Source organism: Rhizobium aouanii (genome assembly GCF_037002925.1).
GTDB classification, from domain to species: Bacteria; Pseudomonadota; Alphaproteobacteria; order Rhizobiales; family Rhizobiaceae; genus Rhizobium; species Rhizobium aouanii.
Map to the genome: position 1 here is coordinate 101388 of NZ_JBAMYD010000001.1, position 21374 is coordinate 122761.

Annotated in this window: 18 protein-coding genes; 8 read left to right on the plus strand and 10 right to left on the minus strand. The window is 61.7% G+C overall.

The window, feature by feature from the left end; translation table 11 throughout:
- The first annotated feature begins 30 nt into the window (after nucleotides 1-30).
- The 4 genes from V8P77_RS00530 to V8P77_RS00545 all read left to right on the plus strand — a co-directional run bounded on the left by V8P77_RS00530 (nucleotide 31) and on the right by V8P77_RS00545 (nucleotide 4445).
- Nucleotides 31-1386 carry an extracellular solute-binding protein gene (locus tag V8P77_RS00530; RefSeq protein ID WP_335910178.1) on the plus strand — a complete coding sequence of 452 codons (1356 nt, stop codon included), beginning with the start codon at nucleotides 31-33 and terminating at the stop codon, nucleotides 1384-1386.
- A gap of 127 nt (nucleotides 1387-1513) precedes the next feature.
- Nucleotides 1514-2398, plus strand: coding sequence for a carbohydrate ABC transporter permease (locus V8P77_RS00535; RefSeq protein WP_018446921.1), 885 nt, complete (start codon nucleotides 1514-1516; stop codon nucleotides 2396-2398).
- A 10-nt stretch (nucleotides 2399-2408) separates the two neighbouring features.
- Nucleotides 2409-3323 carry an ABC transporter permease subunit gene (locus V8P77_RS00540; protein WP_025395745.1) on the plus strand — a complete coding sequence of 305 codons (915 nt, stop codon included), beginning with the start codon at nucleotides 2409-2411 and terminating at the stop codon, nucleotides 3321-3323.
- 12 nt (nucleotides 3324-3335) lie between these two features.
- The gene (locus tag V8P77_RS00545; protein WP_064652204.1) at nucleotides 3336-4445 is read left to right on the plus strand and encodes a sn-glycerol-3-phosphate import ATP-binding protein UgpC; all 1110 of its coding nucleotides are present in this window, start codon (nucleotides 3336-3338) and stop codon (nucleotides 4443-4445) included.
- Nucleotides 4446-4531: 86 nt separating this feature from the next.
- On the opposite strand, the gene V8P77_RS00550 is transcribed toward V8P77_RS00545, so the two are convergent.
- Nucleotides 4532-5005 carry a cupin domain-containing protein gene (locus tag V8P77_RS00550; protein ID WP_335910179.1) on the minus strand — a complete coding sequence of 158 codons (474 nt, stop codon included), beginning with the start codon at nucleotides 5003-5005 and terminating at the stop codon, nucleotides 4532-4534.
- A 129-nt stretch (nucleotides 5006-5134) separates the two neighbouring features.
- Here V8P77_RS00550 and V8P77_RS00555 point away from each other — a divergent pair, with 129 nt between their 5' ends.
- Nucleotides 5135-5677, plus strand: coding sequence for a carboxymuconolactone decarboxylase family protein (locus V8P77_RS00555; protein ID WP_335910180.1), 543 nt, complete (start codon nucleotides 5135-5137; stop codon nucleotides 5675-5677).
- Between the two features lie 4 nt (nucleotides 5678-5681).
- On the opposite strand, the gene V8P77_RS00560 is transcribed toward V8P77_RS00555, so the two are convergent.
- From V8P77_RS00560 to V8P77_RS00595, 8 genes are all read right to left on the minus strand, one after another.
- On the minus strand, nucleotides 5682-7784 hold the full coding sequence (locus V8P77_RS00560; RefSeq protein WP_335910181.1) for a beta-galactosidase: 2103 nt from the start codon (nucleotides 7782-7784) through the stop codon (nucleotides 5682-5684).
- 221 nt (nucleotides 7785-8005) lie between these two features.
- Entirely contained in the window at nucleotides 8006-8881 is an 876-nt protein-coding gene (locus V8P77_RS00565; RefSeq protein WP_335910182.1) for a 2-hydroxy-3-oxopropionate reductase, read from the minus strand.
- A complete protein-coding gene (gene otnI, locus V8P77_RS00570; RefSeq protein ID WP_335910183.1) occupies nucleotides 8878-9672 on the minus strand; it encodes a 2-oxo-tetronate isomerase in 795 nt (264 codons plus the stop codon). The genes V8P77_RS00565 and otnI overlap by 4 nt, the downstream gene beginning before the upstream one ends.
- 10 nt (nucleotides 9673-9682) lie before the next feature.
- A complete protein-coding gene (locus V8P77_RS00575) occupies nucleotides 9683-11410 on the minus strand; it encodes an ABC transporter ATP-binding protein (RefSeq protein ID WP_335910184.1) in 1728 nt (575 codons plus the stop codon).
- A gap of 10 nt (nucleotides 11411-11420) precedes the next feature.
- Nucleotides 11421-12611 carry an ABC transporter permease gene (locus tag V8P77_RS00580; RefSeq protein WP_335910185.1) on the minus strand — a complete coding sequence of 397 codons (1191 nt, stop codon included), beginning with the start codon at nucleotides 12609-12611 and terminating at the stop codon, nucleotides 11421-11423.
- 10 nt (nucleotides 12612-12621) lie between these two features.
- On the minus strand, nucleotides 12622-13608 hold the full coding sequence (locus V8P77_RS00585) for an ABC transporter permease (RefSeq protein WP_025395736.1): 987 nt from the start codon (nucleotides 13606-13608) through the stop codon (nucleotides 12622-12624).
- A gap of 104 nt (nucleotides 13609-13712) precedes the next feature.
- Nucleotides 13713-15821, minus strand: a complete 2109-nt coding sequence (locus tag V8P77_RS00590) for a family 10 glycosylhydrolase (protein WP_335910186.1) — start codon at nucleotides 15819-15821, stop codon at nucleotides 13713-13715.
- An 87-nt stretch (nucleotides 15822-15908) separates the two neighbouring features.
- Nucleotides 15909-17834, minus strand: a complete 1926-nt coding sequence (locus V8P77_RS00595) for an ABC transporter substrate-binding protein (protein ID WP_335910187.1) — start codon at nucleotides 17832-17834, stop codon at nucleotides 15909-15911.
- Nucleotides 17835-18013: 179 nt separating this feature from the next.
- Between V8P77_RS00595 and V8P77_RS00600 the strand changes: the two genes are divergently transcribed.
- Nucleotides 18014-19033 carry a LacI family DNA-binding transcriptional regulator gene (locus tag V8P77_RS00600; protein WP_335910188.1) on the plus strand — a complete coding sequence of 340 codons (1020 nt, stop codon included), beginning with the start codon at nucleotides 18014-18016 and terminating at the stop codon, nucleotides 19031-19033.
- Here the strand turns inward: V8P77_RS00600 and V8P77_RS00605 are convergent.
- On the minus strand, nucleotides 19030-19800 hold the full coding sequence (locus tag V8P77_RS00605; protein WP_335910189.1) for a TIM barrel protein: 771 nt from the start codon (nucleotides 19798-19800) through the stop codon (nucleotides 19030-19032). The two genes, V8P77_RS00600 and V8P77_RS00605, sit on opposite strands and share 4 nt — an antisense overlap.
- A gap of 143 nt (nucleotides 19801-19943) precedes the next feature.
- Between V8P77_RS00605 and V8P77_RS00610 the strand changes: the two genes are divergently transcribed.
- Together V8P77_RS00610 and V8P77_RS00615 are read left to right on the plus strand one after the other, a co-directional pair.
- Nucleotides 19944-20732 carry an SDR family NAD(P)-dependent oxidoreductase gene (locus tag V8P77_RS00610; RefSeq protein WP_335910190.1) on the plus strand — a complete coding sequence of 263 codons (789 nt, stop codon included), beginning with the start codon at nucleotides 19944-19946 and terminating at the stop codon, nucleotides 20730-20732.
- Nucleotides 20733-20908: 176 nt separating this feature from the next.
- Nucleotides 20909-21373, plus strand: a complete 465-nt coding sequence (locus V8P77_RS00615) for an RrF2 family transcriptional regulator (protein ID WP_026158834.1) — start codon at nucleotides 20909-20911, stop codon at nucleotides 21371-21373.
- Nucleotide 21374 lies beyond the last annotated feature (1 nt).

Here is a 21374-nt window from a genome sequence, read left to right on the forward strand (position 1 = left end):
GTGCGCGTCCCTTTTACGTTCGAGGTTCTCATGCAAGCCAAGCTTCTCGGCGCCGTCGGCGCCCTTCTCGCTACAGCGTTTCTTGCTGGTCCCGCTGCCGCCGCCGATAAGACCAAGATTGACTTCTGGTTCGGCAATTCCGGTGACATCGCAAAGCGTGTCCAGGAGCAGTGCGATCGCTTCAACCAGTCGCAGGCCGACTACGAAGTCGTCTGCACCAGCCAGGGCAGCTACGACGCGTCCCTGCAGAACACCATTGCTGCCTTCCGCGCCGGCAAGCAGCCGACCATCGCCCAGGTCTCCGACGCGGGCACGCTCGACATCATGCTCTCTGGCGCCTACTACCCGGCGAACAAGCTGATGACCGACATGGGCTACACCGTCGACTGGAAGGACTACTTCTCCGGTATCTCCGGCTACTACGCGACATCGAAGGGCGAGATGTACTCCTTCCCCTTCAACTCCTCGACCGCTCTTCTCTACTGGAACAAGGATGCCTTCGCCAAGATCGGCAAGGATCATGCTCCGGCAACCTGGAAGGAAGCAGGCGAGGACCTCAAGGCTCTGAAGGATGCAGGCTATGCTTGCCCGCTCGGCTTCGACATCTCCAACAACGAAGTCTGGCAGTACATCGAGCAGTTCGAAGCCGTAAACGGCGAAGCGATCGCCACGAAGAAGAACGGCTTTGAAGGTCTCGACGCCGAGCTGGTGTTCAACAAGAACCCGCTTCTCGTCAGCTACATCAAGGACCTCAAGTCCTGGTACGACAACAAGCTTGTCGTCATCAAGAATAAGGCTGTCGGCCAGACCTTCGTCGAAGCCTTTGCCGCTGGCGATTGCCAGGTTATCCTAACCTCGGTCGGCGATCACGGCAACGTTGGCCGCACCGCCAAACAAGGCATGAACTGGGACGTTGCCATGCTCCCGACCTACGGCGATGCAAGCCGTCACAGCTCTTACGTCGGCGGCGCTTCGCTCTGGGTTCTGAAGGGTCATTCCGACGCTGAATACAAGGCCGCCGCGGCCTTCTTCAACTTCATTGCAAAGCCGGAAGAAGCTCTTACCTGGTCGACCGTTACCGGCTACATCCCGGTTCGTAACTCCGGCTTCGAATATCTGAAGAAGCAGGGCTTCTACGACAAGGCTCCTTATGCCGGCCGTGAACTCGCCATTCAGAGCCTGACCGCATCGCCTGCTGACGATGCGGCTCCGCAGGGCATCCGCCTCGGTGGCCTGCTGCAGGTCCGCACCGAAATCGCCAATGGTCTGCAGGCAATCTTCGTCAACAATGCCGACGTCCAGGCTTCGCTCGACAGCGCTGCCGAACGCGGCAATACGCTGCTGCGTCGCTTCCAGCAGACTTACAAGAACGTTCAGCTCCCCTGATCGCTTGATATGAGCCGCACCCGGCCCGCGTTTCGCGCGCCGGGTGCGTCTTTGTAAGTCTCTAATTTGTCGCGGCTGCGAACTCGCTGCCCGCGCCTAAACCAAATCAGGCCGAAAACGACCACTCATGGAAAAGCGCGTCACTTTCTCGTCGACGACGATCGGACTGCTCTTCGCATTTCCGATGCTGTTGCTGATCTTCGTCTTCTTCTATTGGCCGAGCGCGCAGGCGCTCTATTGGGCGTTCACGCTCGAGCAGCCATGGGGCGGCGGCAATGCCTGGGTCGGTTTCGACAATTTTAGACAGCTGCTCACCGATCCGATCTATTGGGACTCGATCACCCGCAGCATGATCTTCGGCTTCAGCTCTACGGCCATCGCCATGGGGCTGGCGCTGATCCTGGCGCTTTTGACGGATCGTGAACTGCGCGGCCACAAAGTCTACCGGTCAGTCTTCATCTGGCCTTACGCAATTGCCGCTCCCGCTCTCGGCCTCGCCTTCCGCTTCATCCTGGCGCCGGAGGCCGGCCTTCTGTCTGTTATCAACCATGTCTGGCCAGGCCTCTGGAACCCCGCACTCGACGGCAAGGATGCGATGATCGCCGTCATCGTCGCCTTCTCCTGGAAATATATCGGCTACAACTTCATCTTCTTCCTCTCGGCGCTGCAGGGCATTCCGCGCTCGCTGATCGAGGCCGCCGCAATGGATGGTTCGGGGCCGATGCGCCGGATCTGGGATATCCAGCTGCCCCTGTTGACGCCGACGCTGTTCTTCCTGCTCGTCATCAACATCACCGAGAGTTTCCAGGATTCCTTTGGTATCGTCGACGTCATGACGCAGGGCGGCCCGGCGCGCGCCACCGAGCTCATGGTCTACAAGATCTATTTCGACGGCTTCAGGGGTCTCGACTATTCGGGCGCTGCAGCGCAGTCCATCATCCTGATGGTGCTCGTTGTCCTTCTCACCATCTTCCAGTTCCGCTTCATCGAGCGGCGCGTGCACTACAAGTGAGGTCGCGGACATGATCGAACGCACGCCGATATTCAACTTTATCTGCTATAGCCTTCTCGCGCTCGGCATGGTGATCGCGCTTCTGCCTTTCGCCATTGTCATCATCGCCTCGACGCTTGATCTGGAGACGGTCAATCGTGTGCCGCTGCCGCTGATGCCGGGCTCGCATTTCTGGGAAAACGCTGAGACCGCCTGGGTTCGCGCCGATCTCGGCAACAAGCTGTTCCACAGCATCATCTTCGCCGCAACGGTCGGCGCCGGCAAGGTCATGCTGTCTTCCATGGCAGCTTTCTCGATCGTCTACTTCCGCTTCCGTGGCCGGTATGTGATTTTCTGGATCATCTTCATCACGCTGATGCTGCCACTGGAAGTCCGCATCGTGCCGACCTATTCGATTGCGGCCAATGCGCTGCAGCCTTTCCAGACGATCCTCGACGTTACTGGCATAAGCTGGCTCGTTGCGCAGATCACCGGTCTTCAGATCAAGCTCGAATGGGGTCTGCTGAATTCCTATCCCGGTCTCGTTTTGCCGCTGGTCGCAACCGCAACCGGCACCTTCCTCTACCGGCAGTTCTACCTGACGGTTCCCGACGAGCTTGCCGAGGCCTCGAAGATGGACGGATCGGGCCCGGTCCGGTTCTTCTGGGATATTCTGCTGCCGCTCTCGCGGCCAAATATGATCGCGCTCTTCACCATCATGTTCGTTTGGGCCTGGAACCAGTATCTCTGGCCGCTGCTGATCACCACCGATCCGAATTTCGGCATCGCCGTGACGCAGCTCAAGACCCTCATCCCGTCCGAATTCGGCCTGCCCGATTGGAACGTCGCCATGGCCGGAACCCTGATCATCATGTCGCCGCCATTGATCCTCGTCATTCTGATGCAACGCTGGTTCGTACGCGGCCTTATCTCCACCGAGAAGTGAAGGAGTACTCCCTTGGCACCGATCTCCATTCGTGGCGTGAAGAAAAACTACGGCAAGACCCCAGTCGTTCACGGCGTCGATCTCGACATTCAGTCGGGCGAGTTCATCGTCATCCTCGGTCCGTCCGGTTGCGGCAAGTCCACGCTGCTGCGCATGATTGCCGGTTTAGAGGAAATCACCGGCGGGGAAATCGCCATTGACGGGCGCGTCGTCAACCAGCTGGAGCCGCGCGAGCGCGGCTGCGCCATGGTGTTCCAGAACTATGCGCTTTATCCGCATATGAGTGTTGCCGAGAATATCGGCTATGCATTGAAGGTGGCCGGCGTCTCGAAGGCGGAGCGTCAGCGGCGCATCGGCGAGGTCGCCAAGGCGCTCAGCCTCGAACCTTTCCTCGAACGCCGGCCGGCCGCCCTTTCCGGCGGCCAGCGCCAGCGCGTCGCCATGGGCCGGGCGATGATCCGCGAACCGAAGGTGTTTCTCTTCGACGAGCCGTTGTCGAACCTCGACGCCAAGCTGCGTATCGCCATGCGCGCCGAAATCCGCCGCCTGCACCGCCGCCTCGGCGCAACCTCGATCTTCGTCACGCATGACCAGACCGAGGCGATGACGCTGGCCGACCGGCTGGTGGTGATGAACGGCGGCAGGGTGGAGCAGGTCGGCACGCCGGAAGAGGTCTATCATCATCCGGTTTCGCGCTTCGTCGCGGGCTTCGTCGGCACACCGGCGATGAACCTGCTCGAGGGTACGATCAATGATGAGGGCGTCTTCGTCTACGATCAAAGCCGCAAGGTCGCACTGCCGCGCGAGCGCGCCGCACCGCTGAAAGGCAAACGAGTCGTGCTCGGCATGCGCGCCGAGGCTGCCCGGCTGGTGGCCCCTGATGCGCCGGGTGCCCTTGTCGCAACGGCCGATTTCATCGAAGAGCTCGGCGCAAGCCGCATCGTCCACGCCGATTTCGATGGGCTGCCCTTTGCCGTGGCGCTGACTGAGGCCGTGAAGGTGAAGTCGGGCGATCCGATCGGCATCGCAATCGATTACGACCAGATCCACCTCTATGCCGCCGATACCGGCCGGATCATCGAGAACCCTGTTATGAACAGCGCAGGCGCCGTCCACGCCTAAAGCGGTCTGCGACGATCCTTTGCGATGATCTTGACAGAGCGTTCGGCGGCTGAGGATGTCAGCCACGTGCGCGAAGGTGAATTGCTCTAACGGTGTATCGGGTCGATCCACGCGACGTCCTCCGGCTTTTCTACCGGCTCGATGTCGAGGTTGACGACGACCGGTTCCTGGCCTGAACGGACGAGAACGCATTCCAGCGTCTCGTCGCGGCTGGCGTTGATCTCCTGATGCGGCACATAGGGCGGTACGTAAATGAAGTCGCCGGGGCCGGCCTCGGCGGTATATTCCAGATGCTCGCCCCAGCGCATGCGGGCCCTGCCCTTGACCACGTAAATGATGCTTTCGAGGTCACCGTGATGATGGGCGCCGGTCTTGGCGTTGGCATGGATCGTCACCGTACCGGCCCAGATCTTTTCGGCGCCGGCGCGCGCATTGTTGATCGCGGTCGCACGATTCATGCCCGGCGTCTGCGCGGTGTTCGGATCGAGCGAATTGCCAGGAATGACCTTGACGCCACGTTCCCGCCAGTCGACATGATGATGCTCGTGGTCGTCGCTCATGCCTTGCCTCCAGCTTCGATTTGGTCAGTCTAGGCGTCAGGTCGGCAGCGGCCAAGCAAATTTGCCGCTGCGCAGCCCACAATATCTCGCGCCTGGCGGCTTCTGTGCAGCAACGAAAGAATGAACCCGATGAGCCACCTCCCGCAGATCGACTACAACAGTGCTTCTGAAGAGGTTCGTGCGGCGCATGACGAAGAAGTCAGGCTGCGCGGACGCATGACCAACATGAAGCGGACGCTGCTGCATTCGCCGGCCGCCCATCGCATCTATGCCGAATGGTTCACGCTACGCGCCGAACTCGATCCTGCCGTCAGCGACCGGGCGATCTGGATCTTCTCGCATGCGATCTCGAAGGCGGCGAAATCGAAGATCGCCATCACCTTCTTTCGCCGGGCGCTGATCAACAAGGGTTTCAATCCCGATGCGCTGGAGTTTTCAGACGAGGAAGCGCTGCTCGACGCCTTCGGCAAGGCGATCGTCGCCGATTCCAACGCTGTTCCCGCCGAACTCTGGGCGAAGCTGAAAGAGCGCTACGAGACCAAGGTGCTTGTCGATCTCGTCGCCTTTGCCGGCATCATGCTGGCCACCGCCGTCTTCAACAATGTCGTCGAGGTCGACTTCGATCCCGAGCTTGAAGCCTTTTCCGAAGGCGCCAGTTCATCCGCATCCTGAAATTTCAGCTATCGAGCGGCAGGATCAGTGCGTCGCGCGCCGGCACAACGATGGCGCCGTCACTGACATAGTCGATGGGCCAGGCGGCCTTGCCTTGCGCCAGTGCTCCCTCGGCCAGTGTCACCTCGGTCGTCTGTGCCGTCCTTGTCGGGTTGACGAGCCAGAGGAAGCTGCCTTTCTCCCCCTCGTGGATGCGGGCGAAGAGTGCGGCATTCGACAACGTCACGTGGCGCTTCTTCCCACTCCATCTCAAGAGCTCAGCAAAGAAAGCGCCGTTCGCCTTCCCCTGGGTGCGGTAATAGGCCACGGAAGGATTGGTGCCGATCAGCAGCGTGCGGCCCTTGCCATAGGCGTTTTCGACCACGGCAAGACGACCGTCAGTGAAATGGCCGCGCCCGGTTCCGCCCGCCAGCCGGTAGGATTGCAGGAATCCGCCGCCATTGACGGCGGCACCGTCGAGATCGAAATGGATGCGGTCACCGATATCGGGCATGAACTCGACCTCTTCCTCTCGCGCGCCAAAAACCTCGTCGAGGCCCATGTTCGGCTGAACGGTGCCGACATGGCCGCGATCGCCGAAATAGCCGGGGCATGCTTCGGCAATCAGCGTGCCGCCGTTTTCGACCCAGGCTTTCAGGCTCTTTGCCTGCTCCGATGTGAACATGATCGGATAGGGGAAATAGAGGAAATCATAGGCCGCGATATCGTCGATATGCACCCAGTCCGGCTGCACGCCATTTTCGAGAAAGGCGCGATAGGCCCCCCACATGGCTTCGGGATAGGGTTTCTCCTTGCGGTCGTGGTTCAGGAGGTAATCGAATTCCTGCGTTTCGCGAACGACGAGGATGCCGACTTCGCCGCGCAGGGGCTTTGCCTCCCAGAGGGGGCCTTGCGCCTTGTCATTTGCCCATTTCGCCATGGCGCTTGCCATGTCGGAGCGCGGCGTGCGCGAGCCGTCCATGCCGTAGGAGCCGAAGGCGCCGAAGAGCGGGCCATCGAGCAGCGGGCGCCAGCGCAGATTGATCACGCCGCGGGCGCCGCCGGCAAGCGAGGTCATGCTCCAGAGGCGGATATCCTCGGGCTCGGCGATGCGGCCATCCTCCTTGTCGCGGCCGATCACCTGCGGCTGCAGCCAGAGCGGGCCGCCCTGGCGCTCGGCGTGCCAGAACGGCTTGCCGCGGGCGGCAGCGCGGTTGATGTCGACGCCGTACCAGTTCTTCCAGGCTTCCGACCCCTTGCGGGCCTGGATCCAGGTGAAGCCGTAAACCTCGACCTTGGAGGCGGCGAGCCAGTCGTCGCATCCGTTGGCCGCCATGTTGGGAATTGCGCCGGATATGCCGTGGGCAACGATGGTGTTCTTCTGGTCGACGGCGCGGATGGTGTCGATGCGCCATTGCATTTGGTCGTAGAAATTGTCGCGCTTGAACCGCAGCCAGTCGATACATTCGGGGTAGGGCGCCATGTGCACCGGCGGCTCGATATCGTCCCATTCGCCATAGCTGTAGCGGTACCAGGCTTTCGCCAGGACCTTCAGGCTGCCGTACTTCTTCTCCAGCCATTTGCGAAAGGCTGATTTGGCATAGGGGCTGTAATCGACATCGGCGGAATAGTTGCACTCGTTCCAGACGTCATAGCCATAGATCGCCGTATGATCCTTGTAGCGGGTGGCGAGCGCGGTCAGGAACTTGCCGGCGGCTTCCTTCACTTCGGGGCAGTTCAGCGTCAAGGCGCCGGCGCCGCCGCCATTGTTGGAGAAGCCGCCGGTTGCCGACGACACGCCCATATAGGAACCGAGTTTGGTGCCGTCGGCATTGACCTGCAATGCATGAGCATATTTGCGCACCGCCCAGTCCGGCACGGCATGAATCAACTCGGCGATAACGGTCTTGATGCCGTTTGCGGCGGCAAGGTCCATCTGGCGGTCATATTCCTCCCAATCGTAGACGCCGGGGGCGGTTTCGATCGCGCTCCACATGAACCAGTGGCGGAAGATGTTGAGGCCGTCCTGCCCGGCGGTGGCGTAGTCGCGTTCCCAATCTTCGCGGGGCGGATTGGACTTGCGGAAATAGACGGCGCCGTAGGGGAGCTGGATATCGTTGTTGAGCATTTTCCTGTCCTTCTCTGTCGATGCTCGGACATGGCTTCGCCGTCCGGAAAGAAGGCTCCGGCACTCGGCAATCGAAGATGTCGTCCGGCTGTTCTAAAAAGCGTTGATCTAGAGCATGATGCCGAAAAGTGTGAGCGGTTTTCGGACGACATCATGCTCTAACTATTTAATTTAGAACAGGATTCAGATTTTAGGCCGAACAGGCCTAAAATCATCCTGTTCTACCGCGGTCCTCCGGCGAGGAGTTCCAGGGTGCGGATGAGGGCGGAATGGTCGCGTTCGCCGTCGCCATTGGCGATCGCGGCATTCATCAGCTGTTGCGTGGCGGCTGTGTTCGGCAGCGACAGATCGAGTGCGCGGGCGGCATCGACGGCAAGCGTCATGTCCTTGCGGTGCAGGCGGATGCGGAAGCCGGGCTCGAAGGTCTCCTTGACCATGCGCTCGCCGTGCACTTCGAGGATGCGCGAAGCGGCAAAGCCGCCCATCAGCGCGGAGCGCACCTTGGCCGGGTCAGCACCTGCCCTCCTGGCAAAAAGCAGCGCTTCGGCAACAGCCTCGATCGTCAGGCCGACAATGATCTGGTTGGCGACCTTCGCCGTCTGCCCGTCGCCGCTGCCGCCGACATGGGTGATGTTCTTGCCCATCTTTTCGAAAAGCGGCCTGGCCCGCTGGAAAGCCTGCACCTTGCCGCCGACCATGATCGTCAGCGAGGCGGCCTTGGCGCCGACCTCACCGCCGGAAACCGGAGCATCGAGATAATCGCAGCCGAACGCCTCGATGCGCTTGGCGAATGTCTTGGTGGCGACCGGCGAGATCGAACTCATGTCGATGACCAGCTTGCCATTGGAAAGGCCGGAGGCGACGCCGTCTTCGCCGAAGAGCACCGCCTCGACATCCGGTGTATCCGGCAGCATCAGGATGATGATGTCGGAGGCCAGCGCCACCGCCCTGGCGCTGGCGGCGGCTTTGCCGCCCTTGTCGACAAGATGTTGCGAGGCTTCCTTCACGCGGCTCAGATGCAGCGTGTGGCCGGCATCGATCAGGTGTTCCGCCATCGGGCGGCCCATGACGCCAAGTCCGATAAATCCAATGTTCATGCTGCCCTCGCTGACTTCAGATAGGGTTTCATCCAGCCGAGGCCTTCGCTGGTGCCGGATTTCGGCTTGTATTCGCAGCCCACCCAGCCGTGGTAGCCGAGGCGATCGAGTTCGGAGAGGATGAAGCCGTAATTGATCTCGCCGGTGCCGGGTTCGTTGCGCCCGGGATTGTCGGCGATCTGGACATGGGCGATCTTCTCCTTCAGCCGGATGAAGGTGGGGATCAGGTCGCCCTGCATGATCTGCATGTGGTAGAAATCATACTGGATGTAGAGATTGTCCGAGCCGACCCGGTCGAGAATGCGTTCGGCATCAGCGGTGGTCGACAGGAAGAAGCCGGGAATATCGCGCAGGTTGATCGGCTCGACCAGCAGCTTGACGCCGGCGTCGGCACAACGCTTTGCAGCATATTTCAGATTGTCGACCAGCACCGTTTCCAGCGTTTGAAGGTCCGCACCCCTAGGCACCAGGCCGGCGATGACATTCACCTGCCGGCAATCGAGCGCTGCGGCATAATCGAGCGCCTGCGCGACCCCGTTGCGGAACTCCTCTACGCGGTCCGGCAGGCAGGCGATGCCACGCTCGCCGCCGGCCCAGTCGCCTGATGGCACGTTGAAGAGCGCCTGTTTCAGGCCGCTCCCCTTCAGCGCCTCGGCGACTTTCTCCTTGGGTTCGGCATAGGGGCCGAGATATTCGAGGGCGCCGAAGCCGTCCTTTGCGGCTGCCGTGAAGCGGTCGAGAAAGGGCAGGTCCTGGTAGAGGAAGGAAAGGTTGGCGGAAAATTTCGGCACGGGAACGTCCTTAGATATTGGCAGGCGCGACGAAACGATGCCGGTGCAGCATGCGCTTGTCGCGAGGGTCGGGATTGGGAACGGCGGAGATGAGGCTCTTGGTATAGGCCTCCTCGGGAGCGGTGCAGATCTGTTCGGCCTCACCGAGTTCGACGATTTTGCCGCGATGCATGACGGCAACGCGATCGCAGAAATAACGCACCACCGAAATATCGTGGGAGATGAAGATGAAGCTCAGGTTCAACCGCTGGCGGATATCGAGCAGCAGGTCGAGGATCTGGCTGCGGATCGAGACGTCGAGTGCCGACGTTGCCTCGTCGGCGATGATGATGCGTGGATCGAGCGCAAGGGCGCGGGCGATGCCGATGCGCTGGCGCTGGCCGCCGGAGAAGGCATGGGGATAACGCTCCATGCCCATCGGGTCGAGACCGACCAGGCGCATCAGTTCGGCGACGCGGTCCTCCAGCGCCTTGCCCTTGGCCAGCCCGTTGACAACAAGCGGATCGCCGATCACTTCCTTGACGGTCATGCGCGGATTGAGCGAGGCGAACGGGTCCTGGAAGACCAGGCGGACTTCGCGGTGGAAGGTGCGGAGTTCGCGCTTGGTGAGTTTCGTGACGTCGATCTCGCTGCCGTCCTTGCCGCGATAGCTGATGCTACCCGATGTCGGCTCGACGGTGCGCAAGATGAGCCGGCCAAGCGTCGTCTTGCCGGAGCCGCTTTCGCCGACGATGCCGAGGTTTTCGCCGGGATAGAGATCGAAGCTGGCGTCGTCGACGGCGCGTAGCGTATTGGCCTTGCCGTGCCAGCCGTAGATCTTGCCAAGGTTACGGACGGACAGGATCGGCTGCGGCGCCTCTGGCGAGAGCGCCACGGCGGGCAGCCGGCCTTCGACATGGTGAGTCAGCTTGACCGTCGAGGCCAGCAGTTGGCGGGTATAGGGATGCTCGGCGGCATGGTAGATCGCATCCACCGGTCCGCGCTCGACGATGCGGCCGAAGCGCATGACGGCAACATCATCCGCCACTTCGGCGACGATCCCCATGTCATGGGTGATGAGCAGCATGGCCATGCCGCGTTCGACCTGCAACCGCTTGATCAGGTCGAGGATTTCGGCCTGGGTGGTGACGTCGAGCGCCGTCGTCGGTTCGTCGGCGATGAGAATGTCGGGATTGCCGGCAAGCGCCATGGCGATCATGGCGCGCTGGCGCATGCCGCCGGAGAATTCGAAGGTGTAGCGGTCGGCCATCTTGTCGGGGTTCGGAATTTCGACCTGGCGCAACAGCTCGACAGTCCTTTCGCGGGCGGCGCGATGATCGAGATTGCTGTGCAGGCGCACCGCCTCGATGATCTGCGAACCGATGGTGTGAACCGGCGACAGCGAGCTCATAGGCTCCTGGAAGATCAGGCCGATGCGGCGGCCGCGGATGGCGCGCATCGCCCGGTCGGACGGCTTCAAGGCGGCAATGTCGATGACCCCGTTACCCCGCGTGACCCCGTCGCCATTGCTGAGCAGGATGCGGCCGGAAACGATGCTGCCGGGGCTGTCGACGATCTGCAGCAGCGAGCGGGCGGTGACGCTTTTACCGGAGCCGCTTTCGCCGACGAGGCAGAGCGTCTCACCGCGTTTCAGCTCGAAGCTGACATTTTCGACGGCGTGCAGGATGTGGGTGCGCAGCCGGAAATCGATCGAGAGGTTTTCGACGGAGAGAACGACGTCGTCTGAAAGATCGGTCATGGTTTCCTCCTCAATTGTCGTAGGGGTCGGCGGCATCGCGCAGGCCGTCGCCGAAGAAATTGAAGGACAGGACGGCGACGACGACTGCGAGTGACGGCCAGATCAAGAGCCACGGCGCGGTGGCGACGGTGCGGATGTTCTGGGCGTCCTGCAGCAGCACGCCCCAGCTGACGACCGGCGGCTTGAGGCCGATGCCAAGGAAGGAAAGCGAGGTCTCGGCGACGATCATGGTCGGCACGGCCAGCGTGACGACCGCAAGGATGTGGCTCGTCAGCGACGGGAGGATGTGGCGGAAGATCAGCCGCGCTTCGCTCGATCCGTCGAGCCGGGCGGCGACGACGAAATCCTCGCTGCGCAGCGCCAGGAACCGGCCGCGCACCTCCCGCGCCAGGCTGGTCCAGCCGAGCAGCGAGACGATGATCGTGATGACGAAATAGACATTGACCGGCGACCACGTCAGTGGGATCGCCGCCGCCAGGCCAAGCCATAGCGGGATGGTCGGCATGGCGCTGACGACCTCGATGACGCGCTGGATCAGTGTATCCACCCAGCCGCCATAGAAGCCGGAGATCGAGCCGAGCACGACGCCCAGGATCAGCGACATGGCGACGCCGACGAGGCCGATCGACATGGATACGCGGGTGCCGTAGACGAGGCGCGAGAAGACGTCGCGGCCGAGCCGGTCGGCGCCGAGAAGGTACATCGGGTCGTTCTGGTTGAGGGGGCCGATCAGGTGGCGGTTCATCGGGATCAGGCCCCAGAGATCGTAGGTCGCACCTTTGACGAAGAAGCCGATCGGAACGACCTTGGTGTCGTCGACAACGAACGTGCGGCGCAGCGCCACCTTGTCGATCTCGACCTTGTAACCCTTGACGTGGAAATTGAACTCCGAGCTGCCGTCCGGCTTTTCGACGAAGAAGCTGAAGCCCTGCGGCGGGGCATAGGTATATTGCGGCCGTGAGGTGATCGGCAAAGCCGGCGCCAGGAATTCGGCGAAGAGGCCGACCAGATAGAGGAAGAGGATAATGGCGCCGGCCACCATCGCCACCTTCTGACGGATCAGTTTGCCGGCGACCAGCCGCCAGGGGCCGATGGCAGCGGTCGAGACGGTCTTGCCCTGTTTCAGCGGGCTGATCGAGGGGCCGTCGGCAACGGTGTGAAGCGGACCCGCATGAGTTCCGAAGGTTTCGTGCGTGCTCATCGCATTCCCCTCAATTGAACCGGATGCGCGGATCTAGCAGCGCCAGCAGCAGGTCCGACAGCAGCATGCCGACAAGGGTCAGCGCGCTCAAAAGCAGGATGAAACTGCCGGCGAGATACATGTCCTGCGAGATCAGCGCGCGGAAAAGCAGCGGGCCGGCGGTCGGCAGGTTCAGCACGATGGCGGTGATCGTCACGCCCGAGACGAGATGCGGCAGCACCCAGCCGATCGCCGAGACGAAGGGATTGAGCGCGATTCTGACCGGATATTTGAGGATCACCTTGTATTCCGGCAGTCCCTTGGCGCGGGCGGTGACGACATAGGGCTTGTGCAGCTCGTCGGTCAGGTTGGCGCGCAGGATACGGATCATCGCTGCCGTTCCGGATGCGCCGATGATGATGATCGGGATCCAGAGATGGGCGAGGAAATCGCCGACCTTGGCGAGGCTCCAGGGCGCCTCGGCATACTCAGGCGAGATCAGTCCGCCGACGCTCTGGCCGAGATATTTATAGGCGATGTACATCAGCGTCAGCGCCAGGATGAAGTTCGGTACGGCAAGGCCGATGAAGCCGAGAAAGGTGAAGACGTGATCGCCGATGGAGTGGCGGCGGACGGCCGAGTAGATGCCGATCGGCAAGGCGACGATCCAGACGAAGAGCAGGCTCAAGAGCGAGATTACCAGCGTCGAGCCCATACGCGCCCAGATCAGCCCGGAGACGGGCTGGCCCCACTCGAAGGAGTAGCCGAAGTCGCCGCGGCTGACGATGCCCCAGATCCATTTCAGATATTGGACATAGAAGGGGTCGTCGAAGCCGTAGATTTCCTTCAGCCGCTCGATCTGCGCGGGATCGACGGTCTGGCCGCTGTCGCTCATGGTGGCGATCATCGAGGTCAGGTAGTCACCCGGCGGCAGCTGGATGATCAGGAACGAGATCAGCGACATGCCAAACAAGGTCGGGATCATGTAGAGCACGCGCTTGAAGATATAGCCAAGCATCGAAACGTTTCTCCTCCCGTCGGGAACGCTGTGACGCGCTTCCCCCGGATCTTCACCCGCCTTCGGCCCTCCAGGCCGAAAGCGCTCCTTCGTCGCGTGTCACCTCATTTCCAGGTGAGATGCAGGACCTCCAGCCGATCGATACCAGGCACCTCCACCTGCGCGCGGCCATTCCCGAAGCTGAAGCTTGCGGCGCGGTCGGCAACGACGAGCCACGCCTTCGCCACCGATCGGCCCTCCGGAATCTCCACCGAAACGGTCTGCGCCGCCAGAGGGTAGTTTTCGCGGATCGGGCCCTTCATCATCATCGGGTTGGTAAGGTTGAAGAGGCTGAGCGCCATGCCCTCGTCGTTTTCGCGTAGCGCCAGGTCGACAACACCCTTGCCTTCGACGGTGACGCGCGGCGTCTTGCCGAGCGCCCAATGGACGGCATTGGCGATGAGGCGGGCGTGATCGACGGCGAAAACTTCCCAAAAGATCTCGCCGATATTCCAGGGGATATAGACCGTGCGCCCGCCCTTGCCAGTTTCGCGGGCGATGACAGCAGCACCATTCGGGTCTTCACGCGGATAGACTTCTTCCATCGGCAGGTCAGGGAAGTCGGGAACGTAGAGGAAGGGTGTCGTCGCGTCGTCGGATGGATCGACATGGATGAGGCGGGTGCCGCCCATGATGCGCTCGGCGTCTTCATAACCCCGGTTGATCGGGTGATCGCCGGAAAGGGCGACATAGGTATTCTTGACGATGCCGCGCGGGCCGGAGACAAATTTTGCACCGAGTACGTCGGCAAGGCCGAAATCCAGCCGCTTCTTGCCGAATTCATCGCGTAGCGATGTCTCGTAGGAGGCTATCACGCTGCCGCCGCGATCGACATAAGCGCGGATCGCCGCGTTCTGCGCATCCGAAAGACACGAAGCGTTGGCAAGGATGATCAGCTTGAACCGATCGAGGTTTTCTGCGCTCAGCACCTGATCCGAAAGCAGTTCGAAGGGCAGGCGGGCTTCGACGAGGGCATGGTAGAGACCGAGATCGTGCTTCTCGGCAGAATGGCGTTCTTCCGGCGCCCAGTGGCGCAACGTCGTCGAGGGATCGATGACGGCGATTTCGGCGGTCGGCTTCATGCTTTCCAGCACCGGCTCGACGGCTGCCTGCAGGCCGAATGCGTCGGCCACCGGCTCGACCCAGCGTTTGTCGGGCACGACACCGTTGAACTTGGTGAACCAGGCATAGAGACCGTGGGCCGTGCCGTCGTTGATCCAGAGCTGCATCTCCTCACCCGAGGTGACGGCATCCTTCCAGCGATATTCCTCCTCGGGGCCGATCGAGGTGATCAGCACGACCGGGCGGTCGGGGAAGGTGGCGCGGATACGCTTGCCGTTGCGGCCAGCCGACCAGCCGAGCTCGAGCCCCTTGCGGCCCTGGTGATCGACGACGAGGAAGGGGCAATGCTTGGCGATGACCGAGAGGTCGAACTCCATCAGCGAAGCGCCGCCCATGTTCGGGATGAAGCTCGCATGCGGGCGGATCGCCTTCACCGCGTCGTCCCACTGGGCGATCATGTCTGTCAGTACGCGGCGGCGCCACTGCACCCAGGCCTGCCAGGCCGGATCCTCGGCATCGGGCTTCTTCGGCAGGGCGTGGCCGGACATGTCCTTGAAGCGGCGGGCGCTGTCTTCGCTATAATCGACGCCGTGGCCCTGCCAGCGATTGGCGAAGACCGCGTCGATATCGTATTTGCGGACGATCTCCTTGACCACCTCAGGCATGAAGACGCTGTTGTAGTCGCCGTAAGCATTGGTCACCCAGACATCGGGATAGGCCCAGTGGCGGCGCGGCGTGCCGTCGGCATTGATCATCACCCATTCCGGATGGGCTTTGGCGGCGTCGTCATGGATCGCATGCGGGTCGACGCGGGCCATGACATGCATGTCGAGCTTGCGGGCGGCATCGACGAGCGCGCCGAAGATATCCTTGTCGCCGAGATATTTGCTCACATAGTGGTAGGGCACTTCGCTCGGATAATAGGCGATATAGCCGCCGGCACTGAGGCAGACCGCGTTCGATTTCGTGCGTTTGAAGACATCGATCCAGAAGGCCGGGTCGTATTTCTCCGGGTCGTCTTCCACGAAGGTCAGCTGGGTCCAGCGGGTCGCCGTCTTGAACCAGTCCGGCGTTCTCAGCGTGTGGGTATTCTGTTTCCTGGCATCGAGCATCGTCTTCATCCAATCATTAGCAAAAGAAGAGCCTCGGCGCCAACCGGAGGGCCGGCGCCTGGCATGCCTCATGGAGAAAAAAGGCCATCAGGCCTTATAGAACTGCTCCGGCATGGTCGGAGCGGGTGTCGGCCAGCCGAAGGAGTTCGGCATGATCTTGGTGATGTTCTTCATGTTGTTCTTGACGATGCCGTATCCATCAGGCGGCAGCGAGATGCCGAAGACATAGAAATTGTCGGCGGCGCCTTGAAGGATCTGCTTCATGACCTCGCGCTGGCCTGATGAGTCGGAAGTCGCCTTCAGCTTGTCGTAGAGCGCAAGCTGGCTCTTCGTGCTTTCCGGCGGTTCCTCGGCATTGGCATTGGCGCGGTCGCGATACCAGAGTTGCCAGGCCGGGGCGTACATGGCGTTGGCATCGGTCGGCACGTAATAGCGCGGGTCGAGCATGGCGGCGACGCCGCCATTTGCGCCGAACTGGTGGGCGGTCGCATCGAAATCGCGACCCTGGCGGACGCGCGTCTCCCAGAGCGAACGGTCCATCGAGCGCATCTGCGCATCGATGCCGACCGCCTGGAACATCGGGATCACCAGCTGGAAGAGATCGAGGAAGACGGCGCGCGCCTGGTCGATCTCGAAGATGATCGTCAGGCGGCGGTCCTTTTCGTCGAGGCGGAAGTTCTGGTCGTCGCGCTTCGGCACGATCTGATCGAGCATGGCATTCGCCTTGTCGACGTCATAGGCCGTGAACTGCGTGGCGAGCTGCTCGTTGTAGAGCGGGTCTTCCTTCTTGATCGATGCCTGGGCAGGTGCCCCCTGGCCGACGAGCACCGCGTCGATCAGCGACTGCCGGTCGAGGGCGGTCGAGAGTGCTGCACGGAAATCCTTGTTCCGGAAGAGCTTCCGCTTGGTCTCGTCATTGTGGTTCAGGTTGAAGATGAAATTCATCACATTGGCTTCAGTCGAAGTCAGCGTGTAGAAATCATAGCCGCCCTGTTCACGCGCATCGTAGAGAACCGACTTGTTGTTCGGCGTGGCGATATACTGGTCCATCAGGTCGACTTCGCCCTGCATGGCCTTCAGCAGCAGAACCTGCGGGTCGGCGACCATCTGGTAGACGATACGGTCCATATAGGGCAGCTGGTTGCCCTCGGTGTCGACCTTCCAATAGTAGGGATTGCGTTCGGCAACGGCGCGTTCGGTGTTTTCGCCGGGCGCTATCGTGAACATCCAGGCATGCACGCAGGGTTTCTTCGAGGAGTTCAGGAAGAAGGCGTTGTCATCCTGGAAACCGGCGGCCGCCTGGAAGGAGGCGATCCAGCTTTCAAAGCCGCGTTGCTTGGCGAGTTCATCGGCTTTCGGATTGAAGTCGATGTGGAACTGCTCGAGATAATGTTTCGGTGTGCGTGTCGTCTGGTCGTTGTTTGCCCAGGCGACCTGCAGCGGGAACAGGCCGTTCGGCTTGTCGAAGGTGACCTTGAAAGTCTGCTCGTCGACGATCTCCAGCTTGGCCGGCTTGCCGCCGGACTTCCAGTGATCCTGACCGACGAAGGCGACGCGTTTGTCGGTGAAAACGGTGTCGTACCAGAACTTGATGTCGGCGGTGGTGTAGGGATGGCCGTCCGACCATTTCATGCCCTTGCGCAGGCGGATCGTATAGACCTTGGAGTCGGCGTCGCCCTCGAAGGACTCGGCGACATTCAGCGTCACGCCAGACCAGTCAGGCGTATAACGCAACAGCGGCTCGTAGGCTTGATAGCGGAAAAGCATCGACAGCGACCCGCCGCCGACCAGCGCCATGTTCCAGTCGCCGCCGTATTTGCCGACGCTTTCGACCGGTTTGACGACGAGCGGATTTTCAGGAAGCCGCTCCTTCAGACCCGGCAGGGCGCCGCTCGACACCTTCGTTTTCAGGATATCCGCTTCCTTGAAGTCAGCGGCGAAAACCGGCAGAGCCGGCAATATCAGAGCGGCCGACGTCCCGGCCAGAAACGCACGTCGTTTCAGCTTGATCATAGGGATCTCCTCCAAAAATCCGTGCCCTTATCATTATTTTTTGCTGTGGGCTGGGATGAGGGAAAGATTACATTTGGATATTGTTAGGTAAAGCGTTATGTTTCCGTTAGTGTATAAATTTGCTTTACCGGCGCGGTTGCTATAGCCAGCGCGCATCAATCGAACGCTGAGGGTGCCACGTGGGAAGCAGGGGCCGGGTTACGTTACAGACGATCGCGCGGGAGGTCGGCCTGTCGAAATACGCCGTGTCGCGGTCGCTTGCCGGCAAGAGCGGCGTCAGCGAAGAAACGCGCGCGCTGATCCGCGAGACGGCGCAGCGCCTCGGCTATACCAAGCCCGCCGGGCAGGGTGGTGCGGGCGAGGTCGCGGTCGTCTTTCACGATCTCGATGCCATCAACAGTGAGCTCTATATGCAGGTGCAGAACGGTGTGCAGCGCGAGGCTCATCGGCTGGGCATGACGCTGCGCGTACGCTGGACCCATGATTCCGGCCAGTTGGAAGAGCTGGCGCGCAGCTGCGACGGGCTGATGCTCGTCGGTCCGCATGCCCGTGAGGCCGTGGCGGCGGTGAGTGCCACCGGCGTTCCAATCGTGCGTTTCGGCTGGGTCGATGCGCTCGAACAGATCGACCATGTCGGCGGCACCGACCATGAGGCAGGGCAGGCGGTGGTGGAGTATCTGGTCGGGCTCGGCCATCGGTCCATTGTTTACGTCTATGGCATGCCAGGCCTGCGGGGGCGCCAAGAGCGGCACTACGGCGCCCGCGAAATCGCCGAACGTTATCCTGACGTTGCGCTTCATGTTATGCAGTTTGACGAAGAGAATGGCTTCAGCGCGGCCTTCCGAGCGCTCGTGGAAAAAGGCATCCGGCCGACGGCTTTTTTCTGCGCCCATGACGGGCTGGCACTGACCGTGGTTTCCGAACTGCTCGGCCAGGGATACCGCATTCCCGACGATATTTCGGTCGTCGGTTTCGGCGACTACTCGCCGGCAACGCAGATCTCACCGGCGCTGACGACGGTGAGGATGGAGGGGCAGGAATGTGGAGCGGTCGGGCTGCGGCTTTTGCTCGAGCGCATCGAAAATCCGCGCCTGCCGGGCATGCCGGCGCGGCGCATCATGATTGCCTCGCGCATTATCGAGCGCCGCTCGGCCGGACCCTGCAAGGCGGCGGCAAGCGTCGATGCCGCCGAGGTTTAACCGCCGAGCGAAGCAATCGCGGCCTTGACCGCGTCCGCGCCGGGTCTGGTCGGCCGGTATTCCAGACCGACGGCGCCGTCGTAACCGTTGGCAAAGATCCAGCCGAGGCGTCGGGCAAGGTCGATATCGCCGGAGCCCGGTTCGTTGCGACCAGGGTGATAGGCGACATGGACGTGGATGATACGGTCGAGACGGCCGTTTAGCACCTCCTCGGTGCGCTCGTCCATCACGGCGGAATGGTAAATGTCGTAGACGATGCCGATTTCAGGGCGGGCGACGTCATCGATGATGTCGAGACCTTCGCGGGTCGAATCGAGGAAATAGCCGACATGGTCGATGCGGATGTTGAGCGGCTCGACGCCGAGGCGGACACCGCTGCCTTTGAGGATATCGGCGCCGGCTCTCAGCGTTTCGGTGAGCGCCCTGCGCTGTTCTCTGCGGGTCAAGCCCGGGAGATCGTCGCCCGCCTGGGCAATCAGCACCGGCGCGCCGAGACGTTTGGCGACAATGACGGATTCGGCAAGGCCTTTCAGCCAGGTCTGCCGATTGGCGGCGTCGGTCAGCGCGATCATCGGTTCGGCGACGAGGCTGGAGACGGCAAGGCCGGTTTCCTTCAGCGCCGCCTCGATCGCGTCCAGATCCTTGTCGGTCCAGCGCCAGAACTCGATCGCCGGGAGGCCGGCCGCATGGGCGCGGCGGATGCGATCGGCAAAGCTGTCGCCCTCTTCGGCAAACAGCCACTCTATGCAGGCTGAATAACGTCGCATGAAAACTCCTCCCATCTGTTGATGCAGGCATGCGACAGATCGGCGCCTGCCGCAAGAGGAGTGCAGGCGCTTGACGCCCGGGGCTCATTGGCGGAACACTCAGCACATCAGGCCGGGATCTCCGGCCGTTTGCGGAGGAAGACATGGATCTCGGATTGAAGGGAAAGACTGCCGTGATAACAGGTGCGTCGGTCGGCATCGGGCTGGCGATCGCCGAGGGACTGGCGGCTGAGGGCGCCGACCTTGTGCTGGCAGCCCGTGGCGGCGAACGGCTCGAGGCGGAAGCCGTCCGTATCGCCGAGAAGTACGGCGTCAGCGCCGCCGCTGTCGCGGCCGATGTGGCGACGGTTGCGGGAACCGAGGCGATCATCGCGGCGGCGGCCGAAAAAGGTGGCGCTGATATCCTCATCAACAATGCCGGCACCGGATCGAACGAGACGGTGATGGAGGCGCCCGACGAGAAGTGGCAGGACTATTGGGACCTGCATGTGATGGCCGCCGTGCGGCTGGCGCGCGGCATCGCGCCGCAGATGAAGCAACGCGACGGCGGGGTAATCCTGCACAATGCCTCGATCTGCGCCGTCCAGCCACTCTGGTACGAGCCGATCTACAATGTCAGCAAGTCGGCGCTGATGATGTTTTCGAAGACGCTTTCGACCGAGCTCATCAAGGACAATATCCGCGTCAACTGCGTCAATGCCGGCCTGATCCTGACGCCCGACTGGATCAAGACCGCCAAGCAATTGACGGCGGAAACCGGCGGCAACTGGGAGGGCTATCTGCAGAGCGTCGCCAACGAGCACGCCGCCTCCAAACGCTTCGGCACGCCCGAGGAACTGGCCAACGTCTTCGTCTTCCTGAGTTCGGAGCGTGCGAGCTATTGCATCGGCTCGACCTATTTCGTCGATGGCGGCATGCTGAAGACGATCTAATCGAGGCGGCTGACGAGGTGCGCGGCGGCCGCTCCTTCTTACGGCTGCCGCGCGCACCTGTGGACGTTGCCGATACAAGCTATAAATAATAGCTATTTTGTTGTATGTTCACGCTTTTGACGCTATTTGCCTGCTATTGGCAGGATAGATACTGCGATTTCTACAAGGCGACGACGATGCTGACGAAAAAGGGAAAATACGGGCTGAAGGCGCTGGTCGACCTGGCGCGGCTGGCGCCGGGTGAGACCGCCTTCATCAACGACATCGCGGCCCGCAACAATATCCCGAAGAAGTTTCTCGATACGATCCTGCTCGAACTGCGCAATGTCGGCATCCTGCGCTCGAAGAAGGGACCGGGCGGCGGCTATTCCCTGTCGCGGCCGGCAACCGAAATCCGCATCGGCCATGTCATCCGCACGCTCGACGGGCCCTTAGCGCCGATCCGCTGCGCCAGCCGTACGGCTTACGAGGCCTGCGACGACTGTGCCGATCCGGAAACCTGTCAGGTGCGGCGCTCGATGACCGATGTTCGGGACGCGATCGCCGCCATTCTCGACAATATGACCCTCGAGCAATTCGTCGCCGATGGCGGCCGTATCGACGGACCCAAGGAAGAATTCCCGATCTCCGCCGCCAGCTGAA

Excerpts from the sequence above, each read along its gene's own strand:
- V8P77_RS00580 (WP_335910185.1), bottom strand. The coding sequence starts at position 12,611 with ATGAGCACGCACGAAACCTTCGGAACTCATGCGGGTCCGCTTCACACC.
- V8P77_RS00555 (WP_335910180.1), top strand. The coding sequence starts at position 5,135 with ATGAGCCACCTCCCGCAGATCGACTACAACAGTGCTTCTGAAGAGGTT.
- V8P77_RS00585 (WP_025395736.1), bottom strand. The coding sequence starts at position 13,608 with ATGCTTGGCTATATCTTCAAGCGCGTGCTCTACATGATCCCGACCTTG.
- V8P77_RS00595 (WP_335910187.1), bottom strand. The coding sequence starts at position 17,834 with ATGATCAAGCTGAAACGACGTGCGTTTCTGGCCGGGACGTCGGCCGCT.
- V8P77_RS00610 (WP_335910190.1), top strand. The coding sequence starts at position 19,944 with ATGGATCTCGGATTGAAGGGAAAGACTGCCGTGATAACAGGTGCGTCG.
- V8P77_RS00550 (WP_335910179.1), bottom strand. The coding sequence starts at position 5,005 with ATGAGCGACGACCACGAGCATCATCATGTCGACTGGCGGGAACGTGGC.
- V8P77_RS00535 (WP_018446921.1), top strand. The coding sequence starts at position 1,514 with ATGGAAAAGCGCGTCACTTTCTCGTCGACGACGATCGGACTGCTCTTC.
- V8P77_RS00560 (WP_335910181.1), bottom strand. The coding sequence starts at position 7,784 with ATGCTCAACAACGATATCCAGCTCCCCTACGGCGCCGTCTATTTCCGC.
- V8P77_RS00615 (WP_026158834.1), top strand. The coding sequence starts at position 20,909 with ATGCTGACGAAAAAGGGAAAATACGGGCTGAAGGCGCTGGTCGACCTG.
- V8P77_RS00605 (WP_335910189.1), bottom strand. The coding sequence starts at position 19,800 with ATGCGACGTTATTCAGCCTGCATAGAGTGGCTGTTTGCCGAAGAGGGC.
- V8P77_RS00565 (WP_335910182.1), bottom strand. The coding sequence starts at position 8,881 with ATGAACATTGGATTTATCGGACTTGGCGTCATGGGCCGCCCGATGGCG.
- V8P77_RS00590 (WP_335910186.1), bottom strand. The coding sequence starts at position 15,821 with ATGCTCGATGCCAGGAAACAGAATACCCACACGCTGAGAACGCCGGAC.
- V8P77_RS00575 (WP_335910184.1), bottom strand. The coding sequence starts at position 11,410 with ATGACCGATCTTTCAGACGACGTCGTTCTCTCCGTCGAAAACCTCTCG.
- V8P77_RS00540 (WP_025395745.1), top strand. The coding sequence starts at position 2,409 with ATGATCGAACGCACGCCGATATTCAACTTTATCTGCTATAGCCTTCTC.
- V8P77_RS00530 (WP_335910178.1), top strand. The coding sequence starts at position 31 with ATGCAAGCCAAGCTTCTCGGCGCCGTCGGCGCCCTTCTCGCTACAGCG.